Consider the following 13,041-nt stretch of genomic DNA (forward strand, 5'->3'; position numbering starts at 1 on the left):
GGGATGCGCTCCTCCGTGGAGATGTAGGAGAACAGGGGGCCGGTCCTCTCCTGTTGGCCGCGCATCTGCTCAGTGCCGTTACTCCATTCTCTCGCGGCTGGCCAGGTTTTTCATCAGTCTCCTAGGGCTGGAGACCGGTTCTGCTCTCCCCCGTGACGCCATGACCGCTCCGAAGAAAGCCACCGCTTCGATCACCACAAGCCCTCGGGCGCGGGCCCGCACGGTGATCTACTGCCACGGCATCTCCAACATGCCCCCCGAGGGGGTGCTGCGCTCGGAGTGGGACCGGGCCCTGTTCGGCGCCGACCAGGGGGAGCGCACCCGCATGGCCTACTGGGTGGACCGGGAGCGCTACCCGGAGACAGCCGGCGTTTCCACCCGGGCCATCGGTGAGGACCGGGCCACCTTGCAGCCGGGGTCGGAGGCGCTTCTGGCGGCGTCGATCCTCTGCAGCGATGCACCCGAGGAATCGGAGGCGTTCGTAGCTGCGTTGAGCCAGGAACTGGAGGCCGCCGCCCTGAAGGCCGCCCAGCGGGGGGCACCGACGGGAGGGCCTGCGGCGCTTTCCGTGGAAGCCAAGGGGCTGTGGAGTCCGGTGACGGCGATGTTCACCAAGGCGTTCATGGCGGATGTGAACGACTTCCTGTTCAACAAGACCAAGCGCGAACGAATGGTGAAGACGGTGAAGGATCGGATCAGCACCGGCGGCGGGCCTTTCGTGGTGATCGGCCACAGCCAGGGGAGCATGGTCACGTACCAGGCCCTGGTGGAGTTGGGCGCCGCCCTGGAGGTGGATCTGTACGTCACGATCGGCTCGCCCCTGGGGCTCCCCCAGGTGACCGATGTGCTGCACAAGTGGCACGGCAAAAAGCTACCGATCCCGCCCGGGGTGAAGCGCTGGGTCAACATCGCCCAGGACGGCGACATCGTCTGCCTGGACCAGACGCTGGCCGACGAGTACAGCGCCGTCGGCAAACCGGCCATCATTGATGAACGGGTGGAAGGGGTGGTGTGGCCGCCCAGCAAGGCCCATTCCGCCAGCCGCTATCTCTCGCGCCACGCCACCCAGGAAACGGTGATGGCGGCGGTGGATCGCTCCCGTTTCCAGCCGGTGAGTCCGATGACGGTGGCCCGCAGCCTGGCCGATGCGCTGGATGTGGAGGCCAGCGCGCGGCAGCCGGTGCTGATCGAACTGGTGGACCGCTCTTCGGCAGCGGGCGAGGAGGGCGACTCCTTGCAGGACGCCCGCGACACGGTGCTGAGCTGGATCCGCACCAACGTGCTCAAGGAGCCGATCACCGCTGAGACGGTGTTTCTGGAGGACCAGCTCGATCGCTACGTGGCGGTGAACCTGACCCGTACCGAAGTGGAAACCCTGGCGGGTGCCATGGGCCAGCAATACGGCGCCGCCACGCCAGCGGTGTATCGGATGTTCTGCAACAGCAGGAAGAAGGCGCTGATGCACGATTCCATCCACACGGTGCAGGCCCGAACAGCCCAGCTGGGCTACAACGCCTGCGGCCAGGGGATCACCTGGGCGGTGCTGGACACGGGCATCGACAGCCGCCATCCCCATTTCCACAACGCCAACTTCGCGCCGAAAGGAACGATCGCCGCCGACTGGGATTGCACCACCAGGGGCCCGGTTCAGCCAGGCAAGGGCAACGATGCCAACGGCCACGGCACCCATGTCGCCGGCGTGATCGCCGGCGGATTGCAGGCGTTGGGTGGTGACGACGGCCCCGACATGCTGGCGATGGCGCCCCGTGCCCGGATCGCCAGTTACAAGGTGCTGGCCGACAACGGCAGTGGCTATGACGCCTGGATCATCAAGGCGATTGACCACATCTGGAAACAGAACCAGGACGGACGACGCCTGACGATCCAGGGGGTGAACCTGAGCCTGGGGGGACCGTTCGATCCGGCCAGTTTCGGTTGCGGCGATTCACCGCTGTGCGCTTCGTTGCTGCGGCTGGTCCGCCAGGGGGTGCTGGTGGTGTTGGCGGCGGGAAACGAGGGCAGCGGCGACATCGTGGTGGACGGCCACAGCGCCACCCGCTCTTTTGATCTCTCCATCGGCGATCCCGCCAACCTGGACGAGGCGATCGCCGTGGGCTCGGTCCATCCCACCCTGCCGCACCGCTACGGCACCTCCTACTTCTCCTCGCGGGGCCCCACCGCCGATGGGCGCCTGAAGCCCGACGTGGTGGGGCCGGGCGAGCGGATCCTCTCCTGCCGCAGCAGCAGCGACCCCAAGCGCACCCCAGAACGCGACAAGGGCAAGAGCCTCGAAGATCTGTACATCGCCCTGTCCGGCACCAGCATGGCGGCACCGCATATCTCCGGCTTGCTGGCCGCCTTCCTGTCGGTTCGCACCGAGTTCATCGGCTATCCCGACCGGGTGAAGCGGATCCTGCTGGAGCACTGCACCGACCTCAAGCGCGACCCGTATCACCAGGGAGCAGGCCTGCCGAATCTGGCGAAGATGCTGCTGGAGACATGAGATGGGATGGAGACGCCGTGGCAGACCACTGACTTGAGGAGACCTGACATCCAATCGGCTTGCTCAGTGGTATCCCTGTGACCGGCGAGCGTTCCGCTCCGCCGGCCCCGCGTGATCCTCCGTTTTCTATCCCCAATCCGATGAACACTCCTCAGGCACCCCGTGCAGTGGTTAACACTGCCATCTGCGGCCTTCTGGCCCTCGGTCTGGTGGCAGCAACCAGCTCCGAAGCCCTGGCCGGCACGGCAGGGAAGGAAAAATGCGCCGGCATCGCCAAGGCCGGCATGAACGACTGCGGCACCAGCAAGCACTCCTGCGCCGGCAAGGCCACGGTGTCCGGTGCCCCCGAAGAGTGGGTCTATGTTCCCCAAGGCACCTGCAACAAGATCGTGGGAGGAACGCTGAAGAAGTCGTGAGCCTGTGGTGATGCGAGGGGCTGGTGTTGTGACTGATTCCAGCATCCAGGGCGTGGGCTTAGGCCTGCGTCCGCCCCACTACGCAGACATTCTGAGGAGCTGGCCGGCCATTCCGTGGTTCGAAGCCCTCTCAGACAACTACCTCGGGGGTGGATTGCCTCTGCATCACCTCACGCGCATCCGCGAGCGCTATCCGATCACCCTGCATGGGGTGGGTCTCTCGCTCGGTTCGGTGGATCCGCTGAATCAGGCCTATCTCCAGCGATTGAAAGTGTTGGTGGATCGCGTTGAGCCCAGCTTCGTTTCGGATCATCTGGCCTGGGTGTCCCACGGAGGCCGCTATTTCCATGATCTCGCTCCACTTCCTTACACCGAGGAGGCGTTGGAGCATGTGGCGGAACGGATTCAGCGCGTGCAGGACGTGCTGGGGCGTCAGATCCTGATCGAGAATCTCTCGCCCTATGTGCGCTTCGCAGGAAGCGACTACCTCGAATGGGAGTTTCTGAGCGAGCTGGCCAGGAGGGCCGATTGTTCTCTGCTGCTGGATGTGAACAATGTGTTTGTGAATGCCTTCAATCACGGCTTCGACCCCCTGACCTATCTCGATGCCCTGCCCGCTGAGAGGGTGAAGGAGATGCATCTCGCCGGGTATGAAGAGGAGGGCCGCTTCCTCTTCGATACCCATGGCCGTGCCGTGCAGGATGGGGTCTGGGCGTTGTACCGGCAGGCCCTGCAGCGCTTCGAACAGGTACCGACCCTGATCGAGTGGGACGCCGACATCCCGGCTCTTGAGGTGCTCATGGCGGAGGCCGCCAAGGCGGAGGCGCTGCGATCGGATCGACTCCTGCCATGAAGCTTGCCGCTCTTCAGCAGCTCTTCGCCGCGGCGGCACTGGGCACGGCCAGCGCCTCAGAGCAGGCCCACCTGGAAGCGCAGCTGCAGGGAAGCCGGGTGCTGCCGGCCTGGCAGGGAATCGAGGCCTACCGCACCAGCGTGGACGGCAAACTGCGGCGCAGTCTTGAGCAGATCTATCCGGTCTGCCACAGGCTGGTGGGTGAGGATTTCTTCCAGGCCATGGCGTCCGCCTTCCTGGAGCACGGCGTCTCCCGCTCTCCCGACCTCGGCGACTACGGCGCCGAGTTCCCCGCCTTCCTGTCTGATTTCAGTCCCGCCTGGAGTCTTGCCTACCTCGCGGATGTGGCACGGCTGGAATGGCTCTGGCACCGGGCCTTCAATGCCCCTGATCAGCCCCGGTTGGATCTGGAGGCCTTGGCCCGGGTGCCTCCCGAGCACTGGGATCGGCTCGTGTTCCGGTTGCCTGCCGGGGCCGCCCTGATCGCTTCCGACTACCCCATCCACCGAATCTGGGAGATCAACACCGTCTCCACGGCATGCCACGACGTGATCGATCTCGATCAGGGAGGGATCAGGATCCTGGTGTGGAGAGACGGCCACAGCACCCGATTGGATCTTCCCAGCGAAACGGAGTGGAAGCTGCTCCAGGCCTTCGCCTCGGGGGTGCCCTTCGGCGAACTCTGCCGCCAGGACTTTGACCTCTCCGGCACCACGATCGCCGAGCTGCTTCCGCTCTGGGTGCAGCGCGGCTGGCTGCGCGATTTCGATCTGCAGGAGGCAGCCGCCCCATGAGACCCCAGGCAAGGGCGCAGCACCATGGAAACGGTGCGCGATCAGGCCCTGGCTTTGGCCAGGCACAAGCCGTCGCAACGTTCCCGACGCAAAGGATCGGCAGATTGATTGTCACGGGTTGCCTGATGAGTGTTTGTTAGCGCGCCACAGTTGCCACCTTCTCACTCAGTCCAATCTCTTGCCAGGAACAGATGGAAGCAATCGCCCTGACCTGCAAGAACATTCTGGTAGGAATCGAGAATCTTGGCGAGGGGCCATCGCTCACGGCACTGCATCTGCCTACCGCAGCAGCTGACGGCCAACCATAGACATCAACAATGAGAATTGCCTTGCGAACTCCGTTGCTTCTGATTCTGGGGAGCTTCATAGGCTTTGCAGCAGGTGCAGCCTGGGGTGTCTTCTTCGGATTCCCCTCCCCCGATGCAGGTCCAGAGGAATCGGCACGCCTTCAGTTTCATGCGAACGTGTCGGGCTCAATCATGGTGTTCGCATTCCTCACATTGACTACGTCGTGCATCGTCATTCTGCTGCGGTGGTTTCGCTCAAGGCATCGCGGTTGCTCCTAGGCCTGCATCACTCTTCAGTGCCTGGTCCAGCATCCTGCTTGCACACAACATTGGCCAGAAAGGAGAAACCTCGGTCAATCAGACGATGGGATGCTTTCCATGCTTACGTCGTCAAGCCAATCATTCTCGCTCCAGAGACTGGCAGGCTCCCTGCAATTGGCCGCCTGCCTTGCCACCCCTGAGCGCCGCCTCCACAAAGAGCCGTCCAAATCAAGGAAACAGCGGCGGCAGGTGAGCAACGCAGGGCGTTGAACGTCGGCAAAAGTCTCAGCCAGCCCTAATCTGACGCTGAACGCCAGCCACCCCTGGAGCAGCCCATGCGGAGACGAGTGCTCACTGCGGTGATAGCTCTGACCATGGCTTCACCACCTTCCTGGGCAGCACCAGCAGCAGCCTCTGCCTGCGAGGCGGCGGTCGGCACATGGGACTACGTGGCACCGAGCAAGCCCGGGCGGGCCGTGGTCACGAAGCTGGCCGACGGTCGCCATCACCTGGTGTGGATCGTGTCCGAGGCCGGTGCTACCGCCGCCGGCGCCTGGGAGGCAACCTGCGAGGGTTCCCGCAGGACCTGGCGGATCCTCTTCCCATCGGATCCGGGCGTCGTTGGGCTGAAGATCGTGGAGGAGTTTGAGGTGAGCGGCGATGCCATTCGTTTCTGGATTCTGGGGCCCGATGGCAAGCGTGGTCCGATGGGTGGCGCCCGCCGCCTGCCCTAGAGCAGCCGCAACAGGCGTGCTCACCTGGACCTGGCCTACAACCCGCCTGGCAGCCCAACCTGCACACTCTGCTCATTCAAAAAGTAGTTCGGATCAAATGCCTTGAGCTTTCGATCCATCTGGACGTCCTGCTTCTCAGAATCATCCAGACGAAGACAGTCGCTTGGGTTGCCTTCCACGCAAAGCAAAGGAATGACGACAGAACTCTTGTCGTAGCCCCATTCCAATATTCTGCCACCCAACAGACCGTTCCCCTTCGGTGGCTCTCGCGTCAGAACGGGAACCAAGACGTCGACTTGGGCGGCATAGGAACCAGAGGGCAGGGAAACGATCAGGAACCGATGAATCGTTTCACCGGGATTGATGTGATCGTCCACGAACAACTTCCCAGCTGCTTCCGTTGGGTAGGGCTGCAGCTCGGCGCCCCGTTCCACATGAATGGCATCAAAAGGCCCTTTGGCCCGCTCAGTAAAGGTGGATCGATTCAGCACCTGGCGGCGAATCGGGAACAACTCCCAGAAACTGCTGAGCAGATAGAGCCTGCGATTGCTGGCATTGGTGGCACTGACCTTGAGCTCCCGTTGCAGTGATGGTTGCGGTTGATCGCTCTGTCCATCAGCGGCGATCGGCGTCAGGCTGATCTGAAGACTGATGCTGGCTGGCGCCTGGGAAGGCACATACATCTCCTTCCAGATGAAGGTGTAGACCCCCCAGGAGGCGGCGATGATGATGCCGAGCGTCCGGACCCATTCATGAAGCGATGGCGAGCGCATCCACGCAGGGATCCGGAACGAGCCCGCTCCGGCACCTGCGCCGGGCATCCCTTTCTTGGGCAGCTTCTCACTGTCTCTCGGTGACTTGGTCGGGGATTCGCTGCTCACGGGCTGGAGTGTTGGCTTACTTCTGGCCAGAGAAACTGGGTACTCGCCTTGGGCAGGGGGAGTTGGGCAGCCTCCTGCAACGGCGATTCATCACCCCCATCGTGTTGAACGCAGCCCGATCCCTTCCCTTGGCCAGCTCGCTCAGCAGCGCTGGATCGGGCACCTGGTCCTTGGCGAGCTGGGCCATTGATCCGTCGGAGCAGCCGCCCAGATCCGTCACCCCGAGGCCGGTGAGCAAGGCATAGGAGCGCTGGCTGCGGGTCCCCATCTGCTCGGCCGCGGCGGTGCCGTAGGCCCCGTTGGCCGGGGCAATGAGCTGATCTGGCCTGGGGGGATCCTGGGGCTTGGGTTGCAAGTTGGTGCCACCGATCAACACCCCCGCCAGGCAGTTGGCCTGAAGGTTGGTGGCGGCAGGTGGCAGGACCGACGCGGCACGGTGGCCAAGGATGGCCTTGCCCAGGCCGACCCCGAGCCAATAGACCACCCCCCACTCCCCATGGCGGCTGGACTCCTTCGCCAGCCTGGTGCGATCCAGCAGTACTTTGCCGCTGGCTGCGCAATACAGGGCCGGAGACTGCGCTCCCGTTGCCACGATGGCCGACGCGCCAGCCCCAGGGCAGATCGATAGAGGCGTCTGGCCGGCGGGAAGCACGTCGATGGCCGGCCAGGGCAGCTTCGCGGTGGCTGGATCCGCTTTCCAGCTCTGGCGGAGCTGGCTGGCGATGGACGCCACCATGCTGTCCAGTTCAGGGGCGGCGTCCCCAGGGGTCACCGGCACGAGCAGCGATGCGATGACCACCAGAGCACCGAGTGCTGCAGACCCCCGTTGGCATCGCATGAGTAGGAAACAACAACAGATGGCCGCCGTCTCAGTCTGCCTGGTATGGAGTCCATGGCTCATAACCCCGGAATCGGCCCCCCGTCGCCCGTGAGCTGCCAGGCGGCCCAGAACTTGTGGTCGGCCCAGTCCGGCTCTGGCGGATTGCTGCGGAACTCCTGCTGCACCGTCGCTAGCGCGTCCATCCGACCGATCCCCTGCTTGAGCAGGGCGACGTAGCGCTGCATGAACACCGCCGTGGCGTCATCATCCACTTTCCACAGAGACAGCAGGGTGGAGCGGGCGCCGGCCACGGTGAGGGCCCGCTGGAGGCCATAGACCCCTTCGCCCGTCTGCAGGCTGCCGGAGGCGGTGTCGCAGGCGGAGAGCACCACCAGCTCGGTGCCATCGAGCTGCAACTGGGCCGCCTCCTTGGCGGTGAGATAGCCGTCATCGTCGGCCGTGCGGCTGCGATTGGCGCCCGCCAGCACGATGCCGCTGTTCAGCAGCGGGTCGCCGCTGCCCGTGGTGAAGAACCCGTGGCTGGCGATGTGCAACACCCTGGGGCCACGCGCCTGTTGCACCACGCCGGTGGTGGCGGCGGATCCCTGATAGAGCGCCGCCCCGAGCCGTTCGGCAATCCAGCTTCCCTCGGCGGCCGTGGCGGGCAAGGGCTGCCACGCGCCTGGGCCACCGAAATCAGGATCGGCGAGCACCAGGGAACGCTGGCCGCCTGGTCCGGGGCTGTGCAGGCTGAGCAGATCACGGCCGCTGGTGAGGATCCGCAGCTGCACGCGCTGGCCCAGGGTGGCCGATGAATCGGCTTCAACTCCGCTCAAGCTGTCAGCGGGAGCCGGCAGCGCCGTGAAAGGGATGCGGCTCAGTTCACCGTCAGGTGAAACGAACCACCGCCGCCGCCCCAGCAGCTGCGGCCGCAGGGGCCCCAGCACCTTCTGGCTCACCCGGTCCCAGAACGGTCCAGCGGGGCGATTGCGGGCCAGGCTTTCGGCCAGGGCCTGCTGGATCAGGGGATCGATGGCCGCCGCCGGGCCGAGGTCCACCGCACGGGTCGCGCCATCGGGGAACAGCAGTATTGCCAGATAGCGCGCTTCCCCCCAGCTCCTGGCCTCCGGTTGACGCGCGTCGTAGGGGCGGAAGCGCTGGAATTCGATCAGCACCCCATCAGCCGGCAGGGCGGCGGCGACCTGGACGGGGTCCACCAGCCGCGGTGTCAGGGCCGGCAGCTGGCGGTAGAGCTCCTGCTCCAGCCGATCCCGCTCCTGCTGCAGTCTCTGCCGCTGCGCTTCGCTGAGGTTCACATCGGCCAATCGGGCCGTCAAAGCCGTGAGCTGACGCACCAGGATCTGCTGGGCAGGGGAGCCACGGCTCAGCTCGGCCTGGCGGCGTTCAATATCCTGGAGCAGACCGTGGCGGTTCAGGCGGGTGAACAGGGCCAGGGAGGCACCGGTCGGTGTCGTGGCCACAAGGGAATAGGGGATCTCCCAGACGCTGCCGAGGGCCTTGATCTGCTCCTGCCGCCGGGCCTGGGGCAGCAGGGGGGCTTCCCGCTGCAGGAACAGGGCCTGGCTGCCGATGCCACGGCGCAGCAGGGGTTCGGCCCTGGCAGCGGCCCCCTGGCTGAGGTACGCCGTCGCCAGGTTGTTGAGGCTGAGGGCGGTCGTGGGGTGATCCGGGCCCAGCGCGGACTCGTAGATCGCCAGAGCGCGCAGAAACAGGGGTTCCGCCTTGGCATGGGCGCCCTGAAGCCGATAGAGATCCGCAAGATTGTTGAGGCTGCCCGCGGTATCGGGATGGTCGGGCCCCAAGGCCTTCTCCCGGATCGCCAGGGCGCGCCGGTGCAGCGGCTCGGCCCTTTCGGGGGCACCCTGCTTGTCGACCAGCACCGCAAGGTTGTTGAGGCCCGTGGCGGTGACGGGGTGAGCAGAACCCAGCGTCCTCTCCTGGATGGCCAGGGCGCGGCGCAGCAACGGCTCGGCGCGGGAATAAGCGCCCTGATCGCCGTACAGCATGGCGAGGTTGTTGAGGCTGGCGGCGGTATCGCCGTGGCCGGAGCCGAGCACCTTCTCCCGGATCGCCAGTGCCCGAAGCAGCAGGGGCTCCGCCCGCGCATGGGCGCCCTGACTCCGATAGAGCAGGCCGAGGTTGTTCAGGCTGGTGGCCGTGGAGGGGTGCTCCGGGCCCAGCGCCGTCTCGTTGATCGCCAGGGCGCGTAGATAGAGGGCTTCGGCCCTGGCGAAGGCACCCTGGTTGTCCTGGAGCGCCGCCAGGTTGTTGAGGCTGGTGGCGATATCGGGGTGATCGTCACCCAACGCCTTCTGCTTGATGGCCAGGGTGCGGAGCAGCAGGGGCTCCGCCTCGGCGTACCGACCCTGGTTGATGGACAGCGTCGCCAGGTTGTTGAGGCTGGTGGCGGTGTCGGGGTGATCGGGTCCGAGCGCCTTCTCCCTGATGGCCAGAGCGCGCCGATACACGGCTTCGGCCTTGGCGTAGGCGCCCTGGGCGTTGTACAGAATCCCGAGGTTCGTCAGGCCCAGGGCGAGTCCTGGGTGCTCAGGCCCCAGCGCCTTCTCGCCGATCGCCAGGGCGCGCCGGTAGAGGGGCTCGGCCCTGGCGTCGCTGCCCTGGTTGAAGTAAAGCCAGGCGAGGTTGTTAAGGCTGAGGGCGGTGAGGGGGTGGTCCGGCCCCAGGATCCTGGTTCGGATCGCCAGGGCCCTGGCCAGCAGGGGCTCGGCCCTGGCGAAGGCGTGCTGCTTGACATGGAGCAGCCCGAGGTTGGTCAGGCTGGTGGCCGTATCGGGGTGGTCGGGCCCCTGCGCCTTCTCACGCCAGGCCAGCACCTTCTCCCAAAGCACCGCCGCCTTCCCGTTCGCCCCCTTGGCCTCGAGGGCGTTGGCCTCGTCGGTCCACTCCCACACCTGTGCAGGGATCTGGGGATAGCGTTCCCCCAAGGGCTGGGCGAGGTGCTGCTGTTGCTGCCGTGGCGCCGGTGCCTGCCCTTGGCGATCGACGGCCGCCGACGGCTGCCCATCGGCCAGCAGCAGCACGGCGAGGGCGGTTCCCCACGGGAACTGAGCCAACGGGGAGCGAGCGGACCGCGTCAGGGGTGAACGGGGAGTCTCCGGCGTGGCGGTACAGCGGCGAATGGAGGTGCAGCATCACGTGCTGCTGTTGGGCGATGGGGTGGACGTTTGGGCCCTTCCGCCCAAGCCCCCACCCCAACCAAACTAGCCGGACCTTGTGTTTCACCTCTCTCGATGACGGCTCTGCCTTCCGTTCGTGTCCTTGGACCCGCCGACGTGGGCACCCTGCGCTCCCTGCTGGCGTTGTTTGCCGACGCCTTCAACGATCCTGAGCGCTATCTCGAGCGACAGCCTTCGGATTCGTACCTGCACGACCTGCTGAGCGGCGACATGTTCCTTGCGATCGCCGCCGAGGCCGGGACGCGGGTGGTGGGTGGACTGACGGGCTACGTGCTGCCGAAGTTCGAGCAGGCCTGCCGCGAGTTCTATCTCTACGATCTCGCTGTGGATCACGATCACCGGCGCCAGGGGGTGGCCACGGCGATGATCGATCGCCTGAAGACGCTCGCCGCCGAGCGCGGCTTTGACGGGATCTTCGTCCAGGCCCATCGCGACGATGGGCCCGCCATCGCCCTCTACGCCAGGCTCGGCGTCGGGGAAGATGTCCTGCACTTCGACATCGCCCCAGCCGGAACGGGTCCTTGAAACGGATGGGGGTCGGGGCCGATGCCCTGCGGAAGAGCTTCCGGGACCAGCGGCTGGCGCTGACCTGCCTGCAGCTGGGCCACCTGAACACCGACGACGGCCTGGAGGTGCCGCCCGAGGCGGGCGCCCGGCTCAGTGAGGATCGCCAGATTCCGCTGCACGACATGATCAGGATCGTCTCGGCCCTGCTGCAGCTGTCCCCGGCGTCCTTCGTGCGCGAGCTGGTGCTGCCCGCCATCGGCAACGAACGGTTCTGAGTTCCGGGGCACCCCTACGGTGCTGCCACACCACCGCTGGCCCCGGACCGATGAACACCCTGCGCCCGGGACCATGGCTGACCGGCCTGCTGCTGCTGCAGACCGCCCTGCTGCCGGGCGCACTGGCGCTGGCAGGCCCGGCGCTTGCCCAGCCGGCCGACCCGGCGGCAGGTCTGGTGCTCCAGCCGGCCGCCTACCGCGCCGTGATCGGCCAACCACCGGCCCCCGGCAGCTGGCAGGAACGCGATGATCTGGCCATTCTGCGCTGGAACCAGCGCAGCCGTACGCCGGCCGGGATCGTGCACAGCTGGCGTTTCCTGAACCGCAATCTCAGCGTCTTCGATGCCGCCGTGGGCGCCGACCTGGCCAGGACATCGCCCAGCCTCTACGCGGGACTGCCGGCCTTTCTCAAGCGGGCCGATGGACTCAAGGATCAGCTCAAGGATGCGCTGGCCCGACCACGCCCCTTCGTCAGCCACCCGGATCTGAAGCCCTGCCTGCCCCTGGAGAGTTCCTGGTCGTTCCCCAGCGGCCACGCCACCTGGTTTGCCACCGCGTCCCTGCTGCTGGCCGATCTGCTGCCGGAACGCCGGGAGCGGCTGTTGCCGGTGGGCCTTCAGGGGGGCTATGTGCGCGCCTACTGCGGCGTGCATTACCCCAGTGATGTGGAAGCCAGCCAGCGGCTGGCCCAGGCGATCAGCCAGGAGTTGATCGCTTCCCCCCAGTGGCGCACGTTCAAGCAGCAGGTGGCCTCAGAGCGCAGCCGTTTGCTGGTGCCGCCTCCCGCCGGGGTCCCCCTGCTGGGCGATTGATGGACCGCGCTGTGACCTCAGCGGCGATGCGGCTGGCGTTGCATGCCGGACTGGCCGCTGCCACCTTGCTGCCCCCGGCGGCGGAGGCCGTCCCTGAGCTTGTGGTCCTGGTGCGCCATGGGCACAAGGATGTCCCCGTGGAGGGTGGGGACAACTTCAACCTCTCGGAGACGGGACTTCTTCAGGCCCTGCGCCTCAGTCACCTGCTGCCCGCCTGCCTGGTGCCGGAGAAGCGGTTGCATCTGGCCAGTTACGGCTTTGATGACGCCACCGGCAAGAACGCCCGCAGCTATCAGACCTTGGTTCCCCTGGCCGTGGCCACAGGGGTCAACATTCGTCTGTATGCAGAGGCCGACCATCGCTCCGAGCAGATCGGTCGCCAGTTGCTCTCCGATCCCGATCTGAGCGGCGGTGTGCTGGTGGTGGCCTGGGAGCATCGGCGCCTGCCGCTGCTGGCGCGCGGGCTGGGCTGGACGCAGATGCCCCGGATTGACGACGACGACTTCGATCGGATCTGGGTGTTGCGCTACAGGCCGTCCGTCTCCACCCCCGAGGTCAGCCTGCTCTCCCAGGCCGGCCTGTTGGAGCACGACTGCTACCGCAAGGTGGCGGCCGGCGGCCATCCGCTGCAACGGCTGGCTGAGCAGCTGATCCAATCCCTGCGCCCGAGGCCTCGCTGA

Annotated in this window: 12 protein-coding genes; 9 read left to right on the forward strand and 3 right to left on the reverse strand. The window is 66.0% G+C overall.

What is annotated here, in order from left to right; all coding sequences use genetic code 11:
- Nucleotides 1-160: 160 nt before the first annotated feature.
- The 5 genes from KBY95_RS13175 to KBY95_RS13195 all read left to right on the forward strand — a co-directional run bounded on the left by KBY95_RS13175 (nucleotide 161) and on the right by KBY95_RS13195 (nucleotide 5,848).
- Nucleotides 161-2,503, forward strand: a complete 2,343-nt coding sequence (locus KBY95_RS13175) for a S8 family peptidase (RefSeq protein WP_254965595.1) — start codon at nucleotides 161-163, stop codon at nucleotides 2,501-2,503.
- 167 nt (nucleotides 2,504-2,670) lie between these two features.
- Nucleotides 2,671-2,919: a DUF2282 domain-containing protein gene (locus tag KBY95_RS13180; RefSeq protein ID WP_254965596.1), complete on the forward strand. Its 249-nt coding sequence runs from the start codon at nucleotides 2,671-2,673 to the stop codon at nucleotides 2,917-2,919.
- 28 nt (nucleotides 2,920-2,947) lie between these two features.
- A complete protein-coding gene (locus KBY95_RS13185) occupies nucleotides 2,948-3,772 on the forward strand; it encodes a DUF692 domain-containing protein (protein ID WP_254965597.1) in 825 nt (274 codons plus the stop codon).
- Complete coding sequence (locus KBY95_RS13190; protein ID WP_254965598.1) at nucleotides 3,769-4,566, forward strand: putative DNA-binding domain-containing protein; 798 nt, start codon at nucleotides 3,769-3,771, stop codon at nucleotides 4,564-4,566. The genes KBY95_RS13185 and KBY95_RS13190 overlap by 4 nt, the downstream gene beginning before the upstream one ends.
- A gap of 1,024 nt (nucleotides 4,567-5,590) precedes the next feature.
- Nucleotides 5,591-5,848 (forward strand): hypothetical protein, encoded by a 258-nt coding sequence (locus tag KBY95_RS13195; RefSeq protein WP_254965599.1) that lies wholly within the window; start codon nucleotides 5,591-5,593, stop codon nucleotides 5,846-5,848.
- A 35-nt stretch (nucleotides 5,849-5,883) separates the two neighbouring features.
- Here KBY95_RS13195 and KBY95_RS13200 read toward each other — a convergent pair whose 3' ends face one another.
- The 3 genes from KBY95_RS13200 to KBY95_RS13210 all read right to left on the reverse strand — a co-directional run bounded on the left by KBY95_RS13200 (nucleotide 5,884) and on the right by KBY95_RS13210 (nucleotide 10,644).
- Complete coding sequence (locus tag KBY95_RS13200; protein WP_254965600.1) at nucleotides 5,884-6,729, reverse strand: hypothetical protein; 846 nt, start codon at nucleotides 6,727-6,729, stop codon at nucleotides 5,884-5,886.
- Nucleotides 6,730-6,745: 16 nt separating this feature from the next.
- A complete protein-coding gene (locus KBY95_RS13205; RefSeq protein WP_254965601.1) occupies nucleotides 6,746-7,528 on the reverse strand; it encodes a hypothetical protein in 783 nt (260 codons plus the stop codon).
- 98 nt (nucleotides 7,529-7,626) lie between these two features.
- Nucleotides 7,627-10,644, reverse strand: coding sequence for a CHAT domain-containing tetratricopeptide repeat protein (locus tag KBY95_RS13210; protein WP_254965602.1), 3,018 nt, complete (start codon nucleotides 10,642-10,644; stop codon nucleotides 7,627-7,629).
- Nucleotides 10,645-10,821: 177 nt separating this feature from the next.
- Here KBY95_RS13210 and KBY95_RS13215 point away from each other — a divergent pair, with 177 nt between their 5' ends.
- Genes KBY95_RS13215 through KBY95_RS13230 form a run of 4 tightly spaced genes read left to right on the forward strand, consistent with a single transcriptional unit; the run spans nucleotide 10,822 to nucleotide 13,041 of the window.
- On the forward strand, nucleotides 10,822-11,292 hold the full coding sequence (locus KBY95_RS13215) for an N-acetyltransferase (protein ID WP_254965604.1): 471 nt from the start codon (nucleotides 10,822-10,824) through the stop codon (nucleotides 11,290-11,292).
- Nucleotides 11,289-11,549: a hypothetical protein gene (locus KBY95_RS13220; RefSeq protein WP_254965605.1), complete on the forward strand. Its 261-nt coding sequence runs from the start codon at nucleotides 11,289-11,291 to the stop codon at nucleotides 11,547-11,549. The genes KBY95_RS13215 and KBY95_RS13220 overlap by 4 nt, the downstream gene beginning before the upstream one ends.
- Before the next feature lie 50 nt (nucleotides 11,550-11,599).
- On the forward strand, nucleotides 11,600-12,361 hold the full coding sequence (locus KBY95_RS13225) for a phosphatase PAP2 family protein (RefSeq protein WP_254965607.1): 762 nt from the start codon (nucleotides 11,600-11,602) through the stop codon (nucleotides 12,359-12,361).
- Entirely contained in the window at nucleotides 12,361-13,041 is a 681-nt protein-coding gene (locus KBY95_RS13230; protein WP_254965608.1) for a hypothetical protein, read from the forward strand. Before KBY95_RS13225 ends, KBY95_RS13230 begins: the two co-directional genes overlap by 1 nt.

The organism is Cyanobium sp. Aljojuca 7A6, from assembly GCF_024346455.1.
Classification (GTDB): Bacteria; Cyanobacteriota; Cyanobacteriia; order PCC-6307; family Cyanobiaceae; genus Cyanobium.